This window comes from Kitasatospora sp. NPDC051984, from assembly GCF_044593455.1.
Classification (GTDB): domain Bacteria; phylum Actinomycetota; class Actinomycetes; order Streptomycetales; family Streptomycetaceae; genus Kitasatospora.
In genome coordinates this window covers 360,397-378,558 of sequence record NZ_JBIUCB010000005.1, presented here as the reverse complement: position 1 = coordinate 378,558, position 18,162 = coordinate 360,397, and the positions used below count along the sequence as shown (strand labels likewise).

Annotated in this window: 13 protein-coding genes and 1 riboswitch; of the genes, 6 read left to right on the top strand and 7 right to left on the bottom strand. The window is 73.1% G+C overall.

All coding sequences use genetic code 11. From position 1 onward, the window contains the following. Window positions 1-41 precede the first annotated feature (41 nt). The 4 genes from ACIHEI_RS13180 (at window position 42) to ACIHEI_RS13165 (ending at window position 3,236) form a co-directional block, all read left to right on the top strand. Complete coding sequence (locus ACIHEI_RS13180) at window positions 42-1,169, top strand: sugar kinase (protein ID WP_396606683.1); 1,128 nt, start codon at window positions 42-44, stop codon at window positions 1,167-1,169. After that, window positions 1,166-1,924, top strand: coding sequence for an IclR family transcriptional regulator (locus ACIHEI_RS13175; protein WP_392944155.1), 759 nt, complete (start codon window positions 1,166-1,168; stop codon window positions 1,922-1,924). Before ACIHEI_RS13180 ends, ACIHEI_RS13175 begins: the two co-directional genes overlap by 4 nt. Window positions 1,925-1,956: 32 nt before the next feature. Further along, window positions 1,957-2,367 carry a RidA family protein gene (locus tag ACIHEI_RS13170; protein ID WP_387859882.1) on the top strand — a complete coding sequence of 137 codons (411 nt, stop codon included), beginning with the start codon at window positions 1,957-1,959 and terminating at the stop codon, window positions 2,365-2,367. A gap of 128 nt (window positions 2,368-2,495) precedes the next feature. Beyond that, window positions 2,496-3,236 (top strand): cobalt-precorrin-6A reductase, encoded by a 741-nt coding sequence (locus tag ACIHEI_RS13165; protein WP_396606682.1) that lies wholly within the window; start codon window positions 2,496-2,498, stop codon window positions 3,234-3,236. Here the strand turns inward: ACIHEI_RS13165 and ACIHEI_RS13160 are convergent. From ACIHEI_RS13160 to ACIHEI_RS13150, 3 genes are read right to left on the bottom strand one after another with little or no spacing between them, the layout of a single operon-like run. After that, entirely contained in the window at window positions 3,233-4,828 is a 1,596-nt protein-coding gene (locus ACIHEI_RS13160) for a precorrin-2 C(20)-methyltransferase (protein WP_396606681.1), read from the bottom strand. The two genes, ACIHEI_RS13165 and ACIHEI_RS13160, sit on opposite strands and share 4 nt — an antisense overlap. After that, window positions 4,825-5,451 (bottom strand): precorrin-8X methylmutase, encoded by a 627-nt coding sequence (locus tag ACIHEI_RS13155; RefSeq protein WP_387634233.1) that lies wholly within the window; start codon window positions 5,449-5,451, stop codon window positions 4,825-4,827. Before ACIHEI_RS13155 ends, ACIHEI_RS13160 begins: the two co-directional genes overlap by 4 nt. After that, window positions 5,448-7,043: a hypothetical protein gene (locus tag ACIHEI_RS13150; protein ID WP_396606680.1), complete on the bottom strand. Its 1,596-nt coding sequence runs from the start codon at window positions 7,041-7,043 to the stop codon at window positions 5,448-5,450. Before ACIHEI_RS13150 ends, ACIHEI_RS13155 begins: the two co-directional genes overlap by 4 nt. 282 nt (window positions 7,044-7,325) lie before the next feature. Continuing rightward, window positions 7,326-7,401, top strand: a riboswitch (cobalamin riboswitch). Window positions 7,402-7,704: 303 nt separating this feature from the next. Here ACIHEI_RS13150 and cobN point away from each other — a divergent pair. Both cobN and lnt read left to right on the top strand, forming a co-directional pair. Then, the gene (cobN, locus tag ACIHEI_RS13145; protein WP_396606679.1) at window positions 7,705-11,313 is read left to right on the top strand and encodes a cobaltochelatase subunit CobN; all 3,609 of its coding nucleotides are present in this window, start codon (window positions 7,705-7,707) and stop codon (window positions 11,311-11,313) included. A 202-nt stretch (window positions 11,314-11,515) separates the two neighbouring features. Further along, window positions 11,516-13,072: an apolipoprotein N-acyltransferase gene (lnt, locus tag ACIHEI_RS13140; RefSeq protein ID WP_396606678.1), complete on the top strand. Its 1,557-nt coding sequence runs from the start codon at window positions 11,516-11,518 to the stop codon at window positions 13,070-13,072. Window positions 13,073-13,210: 138 nt separating this feature from the next. On the opposite strand, the gene ACIHEI_RS13135 is transcribed toward lnt, so the two are convergent. The 4 genes from ACIHEI_RS13135 to ACIHEI_RS13120 all read right to left on the bottom strand — a co-directional run bounded on the left by ACIHEI_RS13135 (window position 13,211) and on the right by ACIHEI_RS13120 (window position 18,048). Next, window positions 13,211-13,960, bottom strand: a complete 750-nt coding sequence (locus ACIHEI_RS13135) for a VOC family protein (RefSeq protein WP_396606677.1) — start codon at window positions 13,958-13,960, stop codon at window positions 13,211-13,213. Window positions 13,961-13,971: 11 nt separating this feature from the next. Beyond that, window positions 13,972-14,886 carry an NADP-dependent oxidoreductase gene (locus ACIHEI_RS13130; RefSeq protein ID WP_392944170.1) on the bottom strand — a complete coding sequence of 305 codons (915 nt, stop codon included), beginning with the start codon at window positions 14,884-14,886 and terminating at the stop codon, window positions 13,972-13,974. A 118-nt stretch (window positions 14,887-15,004) separates the two neighbouring features. Then, window positions 15,005-17,245 carry a putative bifunctional diguanylate cyclase/phosphodiesterase gene (locus tag ACIHEI_RS13125; protein ID WP_396606676.1) on the bottom strand — a complete coding sequence of 747 codons (2,241 nt, stop codon included), beginning with the start codon at window positions 17,243-17,245 and terminating at the stop codon, window positions 15,005-15,007. Continuing rightward, the gene (locus ACIHEI_RS13120) at window positions 17,242-18,048 is read right to left on the bottom strand and encodes an SAM-dependent methyltransferase (protein ID WP_387634254.1); all 807 of its coding nucleotides are present in this window, start codon (window positions 18,046-18,048) and stop codon (window positions 17,242-17,244) included. The genes ACIHEI_RS13125 and ACIHEI_RS13120 overlap by 4 nt, the downstream gene beginning before the upstream one ends. Window positions 18,049-18,162 lie beyond the last annotated feature (114 nt).

The following is an 18,162-nucleotide window of genomic DNA, read 5'->3' as shown; positions in this document are numbered from 1 at the left end:
GGGAGCGGGGGCGTGGGCCCGAGGGTGAGGGAGCGGGATTGATGGCGGATCAGGACGGCGGGGCGGCGGTCGCCCGGGCGGTGTGCCTGGGTGAGTCGATGGCGGCGCTGCTGCCCGACCGGCCGGGACCGTTCGAGGCCGTCGGCGCGTTCCGGCCTTCGGTGGGCGGCGCCGAGTCCAATGTCGCCGCGGCGCTCGCCGGGCTCGGTGTGCCGACCGCCTGGATCAGCCGGGTCGGCGCGGACGGTTTCGGCCGCCGCCTCACCGGCGACCTGGCGGCAGCGGGCGTGGACGTCTCCGCCGTCGCCGTGGACCCGCACCGCCCGACCGGCGTGTACCTGAAGGAGACCGGCGGCTCCGCCCTCCCGCACGACCTCGGCGCGGGCCGCTCCCGCCTGCACTACTATCGCTCGGGCTCGGCCGCGTCCGCGCTCTCCCCCGCCCTGCTGGACGACCCGGCGGCCGCCGCGCTGCTGGACCGGGCGCCGCTGCTGCACCTGACGGGCATCACGCCCGCCCTCTCCGACGACTGCCTGGAACTGGTCCGCGCCCTGCTGGCCCGCCGCCGTCCGGGCCGGCTGGTCTCCTTCGACCTCAACTGGCGCCCCGTGCTGTGGCGCCGGCGCGACCCGTCGGTGCTGCCCGCCCTGCTGGACGCCGCCGATGTGCTGCTGCTCGGCGCGGACGAGGCCGAGGACGCGTTCGGCACCGGCGATCCGGCCGCACTGAGAAAGCGCTTTCCCTCTCCCTCCGTGCTCGTCGTCAAGGACGCCGGGCACCTCGTCACCGCGCTCGACCGGAACGGCGGCTCGGTCACCGAACCCGCGCTCGCCGTCGAGGTGGTCGAACCCACCGGCGCGGGCGACGCGTTCGCGGCCGGCTACCTCGCCGGGACCCTGCGCGGGCTCGACCAGCGTTCCCGGCTGCGGCTCGGCCACCTCGCGGCGGCCAGTGCGCTGACCGCGCCCACCGACCACGGCACCCTCCCGGACACCCGCACGGTGGCCGCGCTGCTCGCCGCCGACGAACGGGACTGGGCGGCGACCCGCGTCTGCGCGTCCGGCATCGTCTCCCCCGCGCTCGCCGCGGACCCGACAGCGGCGACGGACGCCGGAGCCCGTAACCTCCCCGAAGCCCTCGAAACCCTCGGAACATCGGGACACCCATGAGTCAGACCGTCACCCGCGCCCTGCGCCTGCTCGCCGAACTCGGCGAGGGCGAACGCTCCCTGGACCAGCTGGCCGACCTGATCGGTGTGCACAAGACCACCGTGCTGCGGCTGCTGCAGACCATGGAGGAGGAACGGTTCGTCTACCGCGACGCCCAGTACCGCTACCACCTGGGCGCGGGCCTGTTCGCGCTGTCCACCCTCGCGCTGGAGCAGCGCGGCATCCGGCGCACCGCCGCACCGCACCTGGCGGAGCTGAACGCGGCGACCGGCCAGACCGTGCACCTGGCCGCGTACGAGGGCGGCGAGGTGGTCTACATCGACAAGTACGACTCGCGGCACCCGGTGCGGATGTACTCGCGGATCGGGCTGCGGGCCGCGCTGCACAACACGGCGGTGGCGAAGGTGCTGCTGGCCGACCTGCCGCCGGTCGAACGCCGCCGGGTGGTGGACACCATCGAGTTCACCGTCCACACGCCCAACACCATCACCAGCCGGCCCGCCCTGCTCGCCGAACTGGAGCAGGTCGCCGCGCAGGGCTGGGCGCAGGACCACGCCGAGCACGAGGCGTTCATCAACTGCGTGGCCGCGCCGATCCGGGACGTCTCCGGCCGGGTGGTCGCCGCCGCGTCCATCTCCGTACCGGACGTCGTCCTCCCCTACGAGCAGGTCCTCGACCTGCTCCCCCAACTGCTCGCCTGCACCCGGGCGATCTCCGCCGACGCGGGCCTTCCCGCCCGCGGGAACCTTTCCTGACGCACCGTCAACTTCTCTTTGGAGCACCGCACATGAGCGACAAGACCGAGATCCGCACCGACGGCGCGCCCGCCCCGGCCTGGATGTTCTCGCAGGGCGTCCGCAAGGGCCCGATCCTCCAGGTCTCCGGCCAGGGTCCGCAGGACCCGGCCACCGGCGAGTACCTGCACCACGGTGACGTGAAGGCCCAGACCCGCCGCACCCTGGAGAACGTCAAGGCCATCGTCGAGGCCGGCGGCGCGACCATCGAGGACGTCGTGATGTTCCGCGTCTACCTCACCAAGCGCGCCGACTTCCCGCTGATGAACGAGGTCTACGCCGAGTTCATCGACGAGAACATCAAGCCGGGCGGCGTCAAGCCGTGCCGCACCACCATCTTCGTCGAACTCCCGCAGGAGCCGATGCTGGTGGAGATCGACGCCCAGGCCGTCGTCACCGACTGACACCGCCCCGCACCGCCCCCGCGCCACCCACCGGGCTCCGACGGGTTCTCGCTCGGGCGGCGCGGGCGGCGCGGGCGGCCCCGGCTAGGCTGGTTGTGTCCGTATCGCGCCGGCCCCTGGAGTCCGCCATGCACGTCCTGATCCTCGGCGGCACCAGCGAGGCCCGCCGGCTGGCGGACGTGCTGGCCGCCGACCCGGCCCTGCGGGTGACCAGCTCGCTGGCCGGACGGGTGGCCCAACCGCGGCTGCCCGCCGGGGAGGTGCGGATCGGTGGCTTCGGTGGCCCGGCCGGCCTCGCCGCATGGCTGCGCACCCACCGGGTGGCCGCGCTGATCGACGCCACCCACCCGTTCGCCGAGACCATGAGCCGCAACGCGGCCCTGGCAGCCGCCGATACCGGCACCCCGCTGCTGGCGCTGCGCCGCCCCAGCTGGCTGCCGCAGGACGGCGACCACTGGCACCCCGTGCCCAACCTGGCCGCCGCGGCCGACGCCCTGCCCGCACTCGGCTCCCGGGTCTTCCTGACCACCGGCCGGCAGGGCATCGCCGCGTTCGCGCACCTCAACACCCTCTGGTTCCTGGCCCGTTCGGTCGAACCGCCGGCGCCCCCGATGCCCGCGTCCGTCGAAGTCCTGCTGGAACGCGGGCCGTTCACCCTCGACGGCGAACGCGAGCTGCTGCGGGCGCACCGCATCGACGTGCTGGTCACCAAGGACAGCGGCAGCGCCGCCACCGCCCCCAAGCTGACCGCCGCCCGCGAACGTGGCCTGCCGGTGGTCGTCGTCCAGCGCCCGGCCGCCCCACAGGGCGTGCGGACCGCCCCGGACGTCGCCGGGGCGGTCAACTGGCTGCGCGAGCTGGTGAATTAGTCCTCCGGGTAGCGGCGCGGCGTCCACACCACTTCACGGTCGCCGCCGCGCTGCACCCACTGCGTCTGGGTGGAGCCGATCAGCAGCAGGGTGCGCATGTCGACCTCGGCGGGGTCGAGTTCGGCCAGCGCGACGGTGCGCACCCGCTCGGTGGGGCCACCCACGTCCCGGGCCATCACCACCGGCGTCGCCGGGTCGCGGTACTCCAGCAGCAGATCACGCGCCGAACCCACCTGCGTGGTACGGGACTTGGACCCGGGGTTGTACAGCGCGAGCACCAGGTCGGCCTCGGCTGCGGCACGCAGCCGACGGGCGATCACCTCCCAGGGCTTGAGGCGGTCGGAGAGCGAGATCACCGCGTAGTCGTGGCCGAGCGGCGCACCGGCACGGGACGCGGCGGCGTGCGCGGCCGTCATCCCGGGCAGCACGCGCACGGCGACGTCCCGGTACGGGTCCTGGCAGGCGGCCTCCAGCACGGCGGTGGCCATCGCGAACACGCCCGGGTCGCCCGACGAGACGACCGCGACCCGGCGGCCGCGACGCGCCAACTCCAGGGCGAATTCGGCCCGCACACCCTCGACCTTGTTGTCGGACCCGTGCCGCACCTGCCCCACCCGGACCGGCACCCGGTCCAGGTAGGTGGTGTAGCCGACCAGGTCCGTCGCGTTGGCGAGCGCCCCACGCGCCTCGGGCGTCAGCCACAGCGGCCCCGCCGGGCCGGTCCCGACCACCACGACCTCACCCAACGCCGTTTCGCCGTCGGGGAGTTCCCCTCCCTCTACCGCCAGCGCCTCGAAGGGCTTGCCGTCGGAGTCGAGCGCGGCGACCCGGCTGGGCAGGACGGCGACCGAGAAGTACGGCACGCTGTCGGCCTCGATCTCGGCGAGCCGGCCCGTGCGCTCACCTTCCATGGTGGCGCGCTCGACATACCGCGCCTCGTCCAGCCGCCCGGCCCGCTCCAGGGCGCGGCGCACGGCGGGGAAGGTACGGCCGAGTTTCATGATGACGGCCGAGTCGGTGGCGGCGAGGCGCGCCGTCAACTCCTCCTCCGGCAGGGTGCCCGGGATGACCGTCAGGACCTCTTCGGCCTCCACCAGCGGGGTTCCGAGGCGAGCGGCGGCAGCGCTGATGGAGGTGACGCCCGGCACCACCTCGGTGGGGTAGCGGTGCGCGAGGCGCTTGTGCATGTGCTGGTAGGAACCGTAGAACAGCGGGTCGCCCTCGGCGAGGACGACCACCATCCGCCCGGCGTCGAGGTGCGCGGCGAGCCGGTCGGACGCCTCCTGGTAGAAGTCGTCCAACGCGCCCCGGTATCCGCCCGGGTGGTCGGTGGTCTCCACGGTGACGGGGTACATCAGCCGCTCTTCTATCTGACCGCCCGTCAGATAGCGCTCCGCGATGGCCCGGGCGTGCGAACGTCCGTGCCGCGCACAGTGGTAGGCGATGACGTCGGCCCGGCCGATGAGTTCGGCGGCGCGCACCGTGATCAGCGACGGATCACCCGGCCCGACACCGACGCCGTACAGCCGCCCGGCCGCCGACTCCCCGGCCGCCGACTGCCCGGCCCCTTCGATTTCCTGACGCTCAGTCATTCCTGTTCGCTCGCAATCGCGTTGATCGCGGCAGCGGCGATCGCGCTGCCGCCCCGGCGGCCCCGGACCACCAGGTGTTCCAGTGCGGCCGGGTGTTCGGCCAGGGCCTGCTTGGACTCGGCGGCGCCGATGAACCCGACCGGGACGCCGATCACGGCGGCGGGCCGGGGCGCGCCGGCCTCGATCAGCTCCAGCAGCCGGAACAGCGAGGTCGGCGCGTTGCCGACGGCAACCACGGCGCCCTCCAACCGGGGCAGCCAGAGTTCCATCGCGGCGGCACTGCGGGTGGTGCCCATGGCGCGGGCGAGTTCGGGCACCGACGGGTCGGTGAGGGTGCAGATCACCTCGTTGTCGGCGGGCAGCCGCTTGCGGGTCACGCCACTGGCAACCATGTTGACGTCGCAGAGGATCGGCGCCCCGGCATGCAGGGCACGCCGGGCGTCGGCGACCACGTTCGGCGACCACAGCAGGTCCTCGACCAGGTCGGTCATGCCGCAGGCATGAATCATCCGCACCGCGACCTGGGCCACGTCGGCAGGCAGCGCGGCGAGGTCGGCCTCGGCGCGGATGGTGGCGAAGGACTGGCGGTAGATGGATGCGCCGTCCTTCTCGTAGTCGATCATTCGGTCCTCCGCCATTCGGCATTGCGCGCCTCGGCGACTGCCTCGGCGATGTCGTTCTCGGCGCTGTTGCGCTCGGTGCTGTCGTTCTCGGCGCCGTTGCGCTCGGCGCTGTTGCGCTCGGTGCTGTCGTTCTCGGCGCTGTGGTTCTCGGCGCCGTTGCGCCCGGTGCCGTTGCACCCGGCGCCGTTCTGCCCGGTTCTGTCGTTTTTGGTGCTGTTTTTGTCGCCGGTGTTGCAGCCCGCCGAGTTGATCCCTGCACGGATTATCTCCGCGTAGATGTTCTCCTCGGCGCTACCCCCCGCGACCCCCCTCCCACCGGACCCGATCCCCGCACGAACAATCTCGGCGCCGTCACCCCCCGCACCCCGACCGACCTCGCGGGCCCGCCCGTCCACGGCGACCCGGTATCCGGTCGCGGTGGCCAGCACGTCGACCCAGCGACCGGCCGGGTGTCCGCAGCGCCGTTCGCACCCGGACCAGTGAACGGGCAGCCCCACAGCAGGAACGGCGGCTATCGCGCGCACGGCCTGCGCACGAACGTCGGCAAGCGCTTTCCCGCAACCGGGCAGACCGGTGCAGGCGCTGACGCCCTCCCAGGGGCCGCCGGACTCGACCCGGAAGCCCGCGTCGGCGAGGCGTGGCAACCAGTCGGCACCGGCTCCGGGCACCACGACGCCCCGCCACGGCGTGAGCCGCACGCTCGCGCCGCCGCCGCTCGCGCCGTCGCACCCCTCCCCCGCCGACGCCAGCGCGTCCGCCAGCAGTCGCCACTGCGCACTGGTCGCACGGCCGAACCGCAGCCCGACCGACACCCCGCCACCGCGACCACCGCCACCGCCGCCGCCACCGCCACCGCCGGGGATCGCACCCAGCACCGGTCGCTCCCCCGTGAATCGCGGCAGCGGCACGTCGCCGGCGGGCAGTTCGGACTGCACTTCGCGCAGGTGCCAGGCACGGCCGGCGGCCAGGTCGAGGAAGTGGCGGGCGGCGTCGAGGGCGGCGGGGACGGGGTGGTCGACGGTGGAGGCATGGTCGGCGCGGCCGAGGCGCAGCAGGGCGCGGCCGTCGCCGATTGCGATCAAGGTCACATCGGCGTCGAGGGCGGCGGTGTCGCCGCGGCCGTCGTCGAGGGCGAAGAGGAACTTGCCGGAGAGTCGGGCGGCCCAGGGTGCGGCGCACAGGGCGGCGTCCAACTCTCGCACCCAGTACGGGAGATCGACGCCCGGGGCGCCGCAGCCGTCGAGGCCGGCGAGCGGGGAGGCGGCGATGTTGCGGACGCGTTCGTGGGTGTCGGAGGGCAACAGGCCGACGGAGCGGAGCCGTTCGGCGAGGTCGGTGGCGCACTGTTCGCGCAGGCCGCGCAGCTGAAGGTTGCCGCGGGAGGTGATCTCGACTTCGCCGTCGCCCAGCGCGTCGGCCGCGTCGGCCAGGGCGAGTAGCTGCTGATACGTCAAGTAGCCGCCGGGGAGGCGGAGTCGTGCGAGTTGGCCGTCCTCGGCGGGGTGCAGGCGGAGCGCGCCGGGGCAGGCGTCGGCGCGGCCTCGGTCGGGCCCGACGAAGGGTGCCGCAAGGGCGTCGGGTGTGGGTGGCATGGCGGCGAGCATACCCATGGCCGCGATTCGCGCCACCGCCCCGACCACCGCCCCGACCACCGCCCCGACCAGCAGCCCGGCCACCACCCGAGTGGCAGCCCCAACCGCCGCCCGGAGCTCGCCCGAAGGTTCCGCGCCAGGGTCAAATCCCCAGGTCAGCACGGGTTCCCGGGGGCGGAACCGGTGGGGCGTCGCAGGTCACACTCCCGCCGACGGGCCATCAACCCGTACGATGCTGGGCGGGCGCCTCTCGGGGTGTCCGCTGCCAGCGACGGCACAGCGGAGGAAGTCCGGTGAGAATCCGGTGCGGTCCCGCCACTGTGACCGCGGCTCAGTGAGCCGTGGGAGCCAGGAACTCCGGCCGTCCTCCACTGCCCGGGGCGAGGACCCCGAGGAAGGTCCGTGCCATGCGCTGCCGCATGCCCGCATCCCGGCGGGTGCCTGTGGGCTCTGTCCCCATCGGGGCATCCACCGGGGCACCCACCGGGCCGTCGTCCGTTGCGACGTCCCCCGGGCCGTCCGTTGCGACGTCCGCCGGGCTGTCCATCGCGCCGCCCGCCGGGCCGTTCCGCGTCCTCGACCGCACCTGTGCTCCCACCACCGGGTTGACCGGGTTGACCGGGTTGTCCCCGCTGTTCGAGATGCCCGGGAGGGCTTTCGCATGATCCTGTTGCTGTCCACGTCGGACACGGACCTGCTGAGTGCCCGGGCGTCGAGCGGGCCGGTGCGGTTCCGTTGGGGCAATCCGGCACGCCTGGATCCCGCCGAGCTGCCTGCCCTGCTGGAGGGTGTGGAGCTGGTGGTGGTGCGGCTGCTGGGTGGGCGTCGGGCCTGGCAGGAGGGGCTGGACGTGCTGCTCGCGGGGCCGCGTCCGGTGGTGGTGCTGACGGGTGAGCAGGCGCCGGACGCGCAGTTGATGGAGTTGTCGACGGTGCCGGCGGGCATCGCGGCGGAGGCGCACGCGTACTTGGCGCACGGTGGTCCGGAGAACCTGGCGGAGCTGGGTGCGTTCCTGTCGGACACGGTGCTGCTGACGGGTCACGGGTTCGCGCCGCCGGCCTCGGCCCCGTCCTGGGGTCCGCTGGAGCGCACCGCCCGCACTTCGGAGGGCCCTTCCGTCGCGGTGCTGTACTACCGGGCGCACCACATGAGCGGCAACACGGCGTTCGTGGAGACGCTCTGCCGGGCGATCGAGGACGAGGGTGCGCAGGCCCGTGCGTACTTCTGCGCGTCGCTGCGCGGCGCGGAGCCGGAGCTGCTGGCGGAGCTGGGCGCGGCCGACGTGATCGTGACGACGGTGCTGGCGGCGGGCGGCACCCGGCCGGCCGACGCGCAGGCGGGTGGGGACGAAGAGGCTTGGGACGCCGGGGAGTTGGCGGCGCTGGACCGGCCGATCCTGCAGGCGCTGTGCCTGACCTGGTCGCGGGCGCAGTGGGCGGGCAGTGACGACGGGCTGTCTCCGTTGGACACGGCGACGCAGGTGGCGGTGCCGGAGTTCGACGGTCGGCTGATCACTGTTCCGTTCTCGTTCAAGGAGGTCGACGGGGACGGGCTTACGGTGTACGCAGCGGACCCGGAGCGTGCGTCGCGGGTCGCCGGGATCGCGGTGCGGCATGCGCGGCTGCGGCACACTCCGGCGTCCGAGCGGCGCCTCGCGCTCGTTCTGTCCGCTTATCCGACCAAGCATGCGCGGGTCGGCAACGCGGTCGGCCTGGACACCCCGGCCTCGGCGATCCGGCTGCTGGAGCGGCTGCGCGCGGAGGGCATGGACCTGGGCGACAGCCTGCCGGGTCTGGACACCGGGACCGGGCACGGCCACGACGGCGACGCGCTGATCCACGCGCTGATCGAGGCGGGCGGCTACGACCAGGCGTGGCTGACGGAGGACCAGCTGTCCCGCAACCCGGTGCGCATCCCGGCCGCCGACTACCGGCGCTGGTACGCCACGCTCCCGGCGGCGCTGCGCGAGCAGGTGGAGGAACACTGGGGTCCGGCGCCGGGCGAGCTGTATGTCGACCGGTCGCAGAACCCGGACGGCGACATCGTGCTGGCGGGTCTCCGGTCGGGCAATCTGCTGGTGCTGATCCAGCCGCCGCGCGGGTTCGGCGAGAACCCGGTGGCGATCTACCACGACCCGGATCTGCCGCCGAGCCACCACTACTTGGCGGCGTACCGCTGGATCGCGGCGGCGCAGCAGGACGGCGGGTTCGGTGCGCACGCGGTGGTGCACCTGGGCAAACACGGCAATCTGGAGTGGTTGCCGGGCAAGACGGCGGCACTGTCGGCGGAGTGCGGTCCGGACGCCGCCCTCGGCGATCTGCCGCTCGTGTACCCGTTCCTGGTGAACGATCCGGGTGAGGGTACGCAGGCGAAGCGCCGGGCGCACGCGACGCTGGTCGATCACCTGGTGCCGCCGATGGCGCGGGCCGATTCGTACGGTGACATCGCGCGTCTTGAGCAACTGCTGGACGAGCATTCGAACATCGCGGCGATGGACCCGGCGAAGCTGCCGGCGATCCGGGCGCAGATCTGGACGTTGATCCAGGCCGCGAAGCTGGACCACGACCTGGGGTTGGCGGAGCGGCCGGAGGACGACGGCTTCGACGACTTCCTGCTGCACGTGGACGGTTGGCTGTGCGAGGTGAAGGACGCGCAGATCCGTGACGGTCTGCACGTGCTCGGCCAGGCTCCGCGCGGTGCGGACCGGGTCAACATCGTGCTGGCGATCCTGCGGGCGCGGCAGATCTGGGGCGGCGTGCGTGCGCTGCCGGGTCTGCGCGAGGCGCTGGGTCTGGACGAGGCGGCGCTGACGCTGGGGGCGACGGACGCGGCCGAGGCGCAGGCGCGGGCGCTGGTGGAGGCGATGGAGGCGGAGGACTGGAACCCGGCGGCCGTCGCGAAGGTCGCGGCAGGCCTGCCGCCGGCCGTCTCCGAGGTGCTGGCGTTCGCGGCGGCGCAGTTGGTGCCCCGACTCGCCGCGACCACGGACGAGTTGGACGCGGTGCTGCACGCGCTGCAGGGCGGGTTCGTTCCGGCGGGGCCGTCGGGGTCGCCGTTGCGCGGGCTGGTCAATGTGCTGCCGACGGGGCGGAACTTCTACTCGGTGGACCCGAAGGCGGTGCCGAGCCGACTCGCCTGGGAGACCGGGCAAGCGCTTTCCGCCTCCCTGATCGAACGCTACCGGGCCGACAACGACGGGCAGTTCCCGCCGTCGGTGGGCCTTTCGCTGTGGGGCACCTCGGCGATGCGCACGGCCGGTGACGACATCGCCGAAGCGCTGGCGCTGCTCGGCGTCCGCCCGGTGTGGGACGACGCCTCGCGCCGGGTGACGGGTCTGGAGGCGATTCCGCTCGCCGAGTTGGGCCGTCCCCGGATCGATGTGACGCTGCGCATTTCGGGGTTCTTCCGCGACGCGTTCCCGCACGTGGTGGCGCTGTTGGACGACGCGGTGCGGCTGGCGGCCGGCCAGGAGGAGCCCGCCGAGCAGAACTTCGTCCGGGCGCACGTGCAGGCGGACCTGGCCGAGCACGGTGACGAACGCCGGGCCACCGTCCGGGTGTTCGGCTCGCGTCCGGGCACCTACGGCGCGGGTCTGCTGCAGCTGATCGACAGCCGGGACTGGCGCACGGACGCTGACCTGGCCGAGGTGTACACGGTGTGGGGCGGTTACGCGTACGGGCGGGGGCTGGACGGGCGCCCGGCCCGGGAGGAGATGGAAAGCGCTTACCGCCGGATCACGGTGGCGGCGAAGAACACCGACACCCGCGAGCACGACATCGCCGACTCCGACGACTACTTCCAGTACCACGGCGGCATGGTGGCCACCGTGCGCGCGCTGACGGGCAGCAGCCCGGCGGCGTACATCGGCGACTCGACCCGCCCGGAGACGGTGCGCACCCGCACCCTCACCGAGGAGGCGGCCCGGGTGTTCCGGGCGCGGGTGGTGAACCCGCGCTGGCTGGAGGCGATGCGCCGGCACGGCTACAAGGGCGCGTTCGAGATGGCCGCGACGGTGGACTACCTGTTCGGCTACGACGCCACCACCGGCGTGGTCGCGGACTGGATGTACGAGAAGCTCACCGAGGAGTACGTCCTCGACCCGGTCAACCGCGAGTTCTTCGCCGAGGCCAACCCGTGGGCCCTGCACGGCATTTCGGAGCGTCTGCTGGAGGCCGCCGAGCGCGGCCTGTGGGCGGAGCCGGACCCGGCGCTGCTGGCGGAGCTGCGGCAGGTCTTCCTGGAGACCGAGGGCGACCTGGAGGGCGAATGACCCGGGCCGGCCGGTGAACACCGGACCCGCGTGGTGAACACCGGACCCGCGTGGTGAACACCGGACCCGCGTGGTGAACACCGGACCCGCGTGGTGAACACCGGGCCCGCGTGGTGAACGCCGGACGGCACCTCGGACGACACTGACATGTCGGTGATCGAATAGGGGTGCCTTCCACCCCGCCCGGGCGGACAATTTCCACATGAGCCTGCGAATCGCCCTCACCCGCCCGGCGCGCTACGGCGCGCTGGCCGCGGGCGCGCTGCCCGTCCTGACGTTCCCGGGCGCCGGCCTGGCCGTGCTGGCCTGGGTGGCGCTGGTGCCGGGGCTGTTGCTGATGCGGGCAGCGGGCGGGGCGCGCGAGGCGGCGGTGCGCGGCTGGTGGTTCGGCGCGGGGTTCATCCTCACGGCAATGTACTGGCTGATCCCGTCGATCGGCCCGGCGCTGCCGCTGCTGGCGGTGGTGTTCGGGGTGTTGCAGGCGCCGGTGGGTCTGGCCGTGTGGTGGTTGCTGCACGGCGAGTTGACGCTGGGCCGTTCGGCGGCGGCGCTGATGGTGGTGCCCGCGGTGTGGGTGAGTGCCGAGTTCGCCCGGTCCTGGCATGCGCTGGGCGGGCCGTGGGCGTTGCTGGGAGCGTCGCAGTGGGAGCATCCGGCGGTGCTCGGCCTGGCCTCGATCGGCGGGGTGTGGCTGGTGAGCTGGGCGCTGGTCACCGTCAATACCGCATTGACGATTGTGGTGCTGGCCCGCAGCGTGTGGCCACGGCTGCTGGCGGGCGCGACGGCGCTGGTGTCGGTGCTGGCGGGTCCGTTGGCGTTCGCCGCGCAGGCCGCGCCGGCCTCGCGCGGTTCGGCGTCGGTGGCGCTGGTGCAGGCGGGCCAGACGCCGGACGAGCAGGCCCGGTTGGAGGCGAACATCCGGATCACCCGGTCGCTGGCGGGCCGGCCCGTGGACCTGGTGGTGTGGGGCGAGAGTTCGACCACCGCCGACCTGGACCGGGGCAGCGCGACGCTGAACCGGCTGACGGCGCTGTCCGCCTCGACGGGCGCGCAGCTGATGGTCGGCGAGGACGCCCGGAAGGCGGACGGCCGGATCTCCAAGGACGCGGTACTGATCGACCCTTCGGGCATCGTGGCCCGCTACCGGAAGATCCGGCTGGTGCCGTTCGGCGAGTACATTCCGCTGCGCCCGCTGCTGGGTTGGATCGCGGGGGTGAGCTCGGCGGCGGGCGAGAACCGGGCGCCGGGCCACTCGCTGCATCTGCTGCCGGTGGTGGGCCGGGACGGCCGTCCGCTGCCGGTCGGCGCGCTGATCTGCTTCGAGTCGGCGTTCCCGGACATGTCGCGCAGCGTGTCCCGGGAGGGCGCCGAGCTGATCGTCTACCAGTCGGCGACCTCGACCTTCCAGTCCACCTGGGCCCCGGCGCAGCACGCCTCACTGGGCGCGATCCGGGCGGCCGAGACCGGCCGGCCGGTGGTGCAGGCGGCGTTGACGGGCGAGTCGGTGGCGTACGACGCGCAGGGCCGGCGGCTGGCGCTCCTGACCACGGCCGAGTCGGGGGTGGTGACGGTGCGGGTGTCGCCGGCCGATCCGGCGGCCCGGACGTGGTACGTCCGCCTCGGCGACTGGGTGCCGCTGTCGGCGCTGGTGGTGACGGCGGCGGCCGGGGCGGCGGGCGCGCTGCCCCGGCTGCGCGAGCGCCGTCGCCGGGGCGAGCCGACCGCGCCGTCGCCGGACCTGCCGTCGGCCAGGGTCTGAACTCCCTTGCCGCGCAACGCAGTCGGGACCGCTACGTGAACTCCCGTCCCTCACCGGCGAATCGACCACCACTCCCGTCCCTCACCGGCGAATCGGCGACAACTCCCGCGCCCCGCAAGCAGGTCGACCGCCTCGGCCTCAACTCTCCGGGTAGGCCACGTGGATGCCGAACACCGCGCCCTGCGGGTCGCGCAGCACGGCGAGGCGCGGGCCGTCGGGGACGTCGGTGGGTGGCAGCGTGACGGTGGCGCCGAGCAGCGCGGCGCGTTCCGCGCTGAGGTCGACGTCGGCGACCGCGAAGTACGGCATCCAGTACGGCGGGACTTCGGCCGGGAACTGGTCGGCCATGTCCATCATTCCGCCGAAGTCCCGTCCGCCCAGTCCGAATTGGGCGTACATCTCGCCGATGGTGACGCTCCAGCCGAACACCTGGGGGTAGAACTCGGTGGCGCCTTTCGGGTCGCGGGTGGCGAGTTCCACCCAGCCGAGCGCGCCAGGTTCGTTCATCACGTCGCAGCCGCGCAGGGTCAGGGGCTGCCAGCCGCAGAAGACCGCGCCGCCGGGGTCGCGGGCGACGATGAACCGGCCCCAGTCGAAGGCGTCCCTCGGCGGGACGATCAGGCTGCCGCCGGCGGCGGTGATCTTCTCGGCGGTGGCGTCGACGTCGGGGCTGTAGAAGCTGATGTTCCACGCGGTGGGCTGTTCGGGCTTCGCCAACCCGACCAGTCCGGCGACGAGTTGGTCGCCGGCGTAGAGCCGGGTGTAGCCCATCGCCTTCTCGACGGGGATGGGTTCGGTGCGCCAGCCGAACAGTTCGTGGTAGAAGGTCCGGGCCGCGATGGGGTCCTTGGTGGACAGTTCGACCCAGCAGGGCGCTCCGGGTGTCAACTCGGTGATTTTCACGGGCGGTTCATCTCCAGGATCAGCTTGCCGCGGGCGTGCCCGGACTCGACCTCTGCGATGGCTTCGGCGGCGCGCTCCAGCGGGTACCTGGCGCTGATCTGCGCGTCGAGTGCCCCGTCGGCGACCATTTCGGCGAGGACGGTGAGCACGGTCGCGGTGCCGTCGCGTCGCACGTACGCGCCGCCGAGCTCTTCGGCGGTGGCGCGGTCGGCGGTGGACACCAGCCGTCCGGGCCGGCGCAGTGCCCCGGCGACGTCGCGGACGGCGGCTCCGCCGACCAGGTCGAGGATCGCGTCCACACCGTGGGGGGCGGCTTCGCGGAGCCGTTCGGCGACGCCGTCGCCGTAGCGGACGGGTGTTCCGCCGAGGGTGCGGACGTGGTCGGCGCTGGCGGCGCCGGCGGTGCCGAGGACGGTGATGCCGCGGGCGCGGGCGATCTGGGTGGCGGCGCTGCCGACGCCGCCGGAGATGCCGACGATGAGCAGGGTCTCGCCGGGCACCAGGTCGAGTTGCTGGAGCGCGTCGTACGCGGTGGCGGCGGCGACGGGCAGTGCGGCGGCCTGGTCGAAGCCGACGGCGGCGGGTTTGCGGGCGGTGGCGCGGGCGGACAGCAGCACCTGTTCGGCGAACGCCCCGGCGGGCGCGATGCCGAAGACCTCGTCGCCGACGGCGAACCCGTTGACCTCCTCCCCCACGGCGGTCACCACGCCCGCGGCTTCGCTGCCCATCACCAGCGGCGGTTCGGCGGCCGTCCCGAACCAGCCTTCGCGTTTCTTCCAGTCGGCCGGGTTGACGCCGGCCGCTCTGACCTCGATCCGTACCCCGCCGGGGCCGGGTTCGGGCAGCGGCCGGTCCAGGAACGTCTGCTGCTCCGGCCCGCCGTACGCGACGAACCCGAATGCCTTCACCATCTCGTCCCGCCTCTTCCTGCTCTCCGGTTCCGCCCCGACGCCCCTCAGCTTGCCGGGGTACCGGCCGGTAGCAAGGGGCGGGTGGGCCGAACGGGAGCGCGGAACCCCCGGCGGGAACTCAGGTGTCGCTGTCGGAGCCGGGTGCGGGTTCGGTCCCGGCGGCGTACTCCCGCCCGAGGACGAAAGGCCGGGGCGCGCCGTCCGGTGCGTGCCTGCGGTCGACGCCGTCCGGGCCGGTCCCGGCCTCGAGGGCGATCTCGGCCGCGCGTTCCGGGTCGCCCTCGGCGATCCGGCGGGCGATCTCGGCGGGCCGTACGGGGCGGCCGAAGTGCCAGCCCTGGGCGAGGTCGCAGCCCATCAGCCGCAGCCGTTCGGCGTCGGCGCGGCTCTCCACGCCTTCGGCGGTGACGGACAGGCCGAGGGTGTGGGCGAGCGAGACCAGGCCGCTGACGATGCGCCAGCCGAGATGGGTGTCCTTGGCGGGGTCGTGCAGGTCGCCGACGAACGACCCGGCGATCTTCAGGTTGGACACCGGCAGGTCGCGCAGGTAGGCGAGGTTGGACCAGCCGGTGCCGAAGTCGTCGACGGCCAGCGAGACGCCCATGTCGACGAGGGCGTGCAGGGCCTTGAGGGCTTCGTCCTCGGGGCCGACCACGGTGGATTCGGTGATCTCGAGTTGCAGCATGGACGGGTCGAGCCCGGTGTTGCGCAGGATCCGGTCGATGTCGGCGACGAGGCCGGCGTTGCGGGCCTGCCGGACGGCCAGGTTGACGCTCAGTTTGGGTGCCCGGTCGCCGAATCTGGCGACCCAGTCGGCGGCCTGTTCGCAGGCCTGTTCCAGCACCCAGCGGCCGAGCGGCATGATCAGCCCTGTCTCCTCGGCGACGCCGACGAACTTCTCGGGGCCGATCACGCCGTGTTCCGGGTCGCGCCAGCGCACCAGTGCCTCGACGCCGGTCATCGCGCCGGTGGAGAGGTCGATCATCGGCTGGTAGTCGATGAAGAACTCGCCGCGGTCGAGCGCGGCGGGCATGCGCACCGATACGGCGTATCGGCTGACGGCGCGCGCGTTCTCCTTCGGGTCGAACAGCGTCCAGCGGCCGCGTCCGGCTTCCTTGGCGCGGTACAGCGTCAGGTCTGCGGCGCGGACGGCGGCGCCGGGCGTGGTGCTGGAGATCCGGCGTTCGAGGACGCCGACGCTGGCGCCGACGGCGAGCCGGTGGTCGCCGATCACCACGGGCTTGGTGAGCGCGGCGAGGACGGTCTTGGCGGCGGCGACGGCTTCCTGTTCGCCGCGGCAGTTCTCCAGCAGGACGACGAACTCGTCGCCGCCGAGCCGGGCCACCATGTGTCCGAGCGGGCTGAGCGCAGACTCCAGGCGGCCGGCGACCACGGTGAGCAGCTGGTCGCCCATGTCGTGGCCGAGGCTGTCGTTGACGACCTTGAAGCCGTCCAGGTCGACGTAGCACAGGCCGAAACGTTCGTCCGGCTCGGGCGATTCGAAGAGCCGCTCCAGCCGTTCGAAGAACGCGGCGCGGTTGGGCAGGCCGGTCAGCGGGTCGTGGGTGGCCTGGTGGCGCAGGCGTTCCTGGAGCCGGTAGCGGTCGGTGACGTCCTCCAGCATCGCGACCTGGTACAGCGGCGAGCCGTCGTCGTCGCGGATCAGCGAGACCGTGAGGTGCGTCCAGACCACTTCGCCGTCGCGCCGGTAGTACGGCTTGTCGAACTGGAAGTACTCGCGCTTGCCGCTGATCAGTTCCTCGTAGGCCTCCCACACGCCTGGGGTGTCCTCGGGGTGCATCAGGTCGTTGACGCGGACGCCCTGCATGTCCTCGGGGCCGCCGCCGAAGATCTCGCCGAGGGCCCGGTTGACGGCGAGGATGTTGCCGTCGGTGTCGCCGAGGCCGATGCCGATCGCCGCGGATTCGAACAGGGCGCGGAAGCGTGCCTCGGACACCCGCAGCGCCTTCTCGACCTCCTGCCGGGCGGTGTCGGCGGCCAGCCGGATCGCCTCCTGCTCGTTCAGGGTGCGTTCGCGCAGAGCGGCCGCCCAGCCGGCCGCGAACGCGCCCGACAGGGCGGGGCCGCGGCCGTCGGGGACGGGCTGGGTCTGGATCAACTGGACGGCGTCGGACAGCAGTTGGGGATCGGTGAAGTGGTTGTCGATCAGCAGCGCGCCGACCTGCCCGGCGAGCTCCGGGCGGAACGGGCGTTCCAGGGCGGCGCGGCGCAGCAGGTCGGCGGTCCGCGCGATCAGCGGGTTGAGGACGCCGGGGCGCACCGCCGCGCCGTGTCCGGTGCGCAGCATGGCGGCCCAGGCGGTGCGGAACCCGTGGTCGGGAGCGGCCGCCTCGTTCATGACAGGCGTCCGACGCCGGCCATCCCGGTGATCCGCTCGGGGTGCGGGTCGACGGCGTCGGCGTCGTCGGGGCGCCACTGGGACAGGTAGACCACCCCTGGTTCGACCAGGTCGAAGCCGTCGAAGAAGGAGGTGATCCGTTCGCGGCTGCGCATGGTGAGCGGGGTGGGGGTGGCGCGGTACAGGTCCTGGTGGGATTCGGCCTTGTCGGGGCGGCCGTCGAGGGAGGCGTGCGAGAGGATCAGCGCGCTGCCGCTGGGGAGGGCTTCGCGGAGTTTGGCGAGGATCTTCTCGGGCTCGTCGTCGTCGGTGACGAAGTGCATCACGGCGTTGAGGATGACGGCGACGGGTTCGCCGGGGGCGAGCAGCTCTTCGACCTCGGGGCGGGAGAGCAGGTCCTCGGTGTTGCGCAGGTCGGCGTCGACGACCTGGCACAGGGGGTCGTCGGCGAGGATCAGGCGGCTGTGGGCGACGGCGACCGGGTCCATGTCGATGTAGACGACGCGGGCGTCGGGCTGGTACTCGCGGGCCACTTCGTGGACGGCGCCGAAGGTGGGGATGCCGGAGCCGATGTCGAGGAAGCGGCTGATGCCTTCGCCGGCGACGTACTGGGTGGCGCGGTGCAGGAAGGCGCGGTTGGCCCGCATGATCTTGGGCAGGTCCGGCCAGAGTTCCATGGCCTTGCGCGCCATCCGCCGGTCGACCTCGAAGTTGTGCGAACCGCCGAGGTAGTAGTCGTAGACCCGGGCGGCATTGGGCTTGTCGAGGTCGGTCCCCGCAGGCACCCAGTTCGGACGCGCCATGACGGCACCCCTTCCGGCGGGCAATCGGTCGAAAAATGGCAACAGGACATAAAGATCTTCCTACACTTCGGATCCCCTCGGCAAGCGGCGTCGTCCGACCGGGCGTAGTGATCA

What these genes read in the sequence shown, in the direction of transcription:
- ACIHEI_RS13180 (WP_396606683.1), top strand. Translation starts at nt 42, where the DNA reads ATGGCGGATCAGGACGGCGGGGCGGCGGTCGCCCGGGCGGTGTGCCTG.
- ACIHEI_RS13175 (WP_392944155.1), top strand. Translation starts at nt 1,166, where the DNA reads ATGAGTCAGACCGTCACCCGCGCCCTGCGCCTGCTCGCCGAACTCGGC.
- ACIHEI_RS13170 (WP_387859882.1), top strand. Translation starts at nt 1,957, where the DNA reads ATGAGCGACAAGACCGAGATCCGCACCGACGGCGCGCCCGCCCCGGCC.
- ACIHEI_RS13165 (WP_396606682.1), top strand. Translation starts at nt 2,496, where the DNA reads ATGCACGTCCTGATCCTCGGCGGCACCAGCGAGGCCCGCCGGCTGGCG.
- ACIHEI_RS13160 (WP_396606681.1), bottom strand. Translation starts at nt 4,828, where the DNA reads ATGACTGAGCGTCAGGAAATCGAAGGGGCCGGGCAGTCGGCGGCCGGG.
- ACIHEI_RS13155 (WP_387634233.1), bottom strand. Translation starts at nt 5,451, where the DNA reads ATGATCGACTACGAGAAGGACGGCGCATCCATCTACCGCCAGTCCTTC.
- ACIHEI_RS13150 (WP_396606680.1), bottom strand. Translation starts at nt 7,043, where the DNA reads ATGCCACCCACACCCGACGCCCTTGCGGCACCCTTCGTCGGGCCCGAC.
- cobN (WP_396606679.1), top strand. Translation starts at nt 7,705, where the DNA reads ATGATCCTGTTGCTGTCCACGTCGGACACGGACCTGCTGAGTGCCCGG.
- lnt (WP_396606678.1), top strand. Translation starts at nt 11,516, where the DNA reads ATGAGCCTGCGAATCGCCCTCACCCGCCCGGCGCGCTACGGCGCGCTG.
- ACIHEI_RS13130 (WP_392944170.1), bottom strand. Translation starts at nt 14,886, where the DNA reads ATGGTGAAGGCATTCGGGTTCGTCGCGTACGGCGGGCCGGAGCAGCAG.
- ACIHEI_RS13125 (WP_396606676.1), bottom strand. Translation starts at nt 17,245, where the DNA reads ATGAACGAGGCGGCCGCTCCCGACCACGGGTTCCGCACCGCCTGGGCC.
- ACIHEI_RS13120 (WP_387634254.1), bottom strand. Translation starts at nt 18,048, where the DNA reads ATGGCGCGTCCGAACTGGGTGCCTGCGGGGACCGACCTCGACAAGCCC.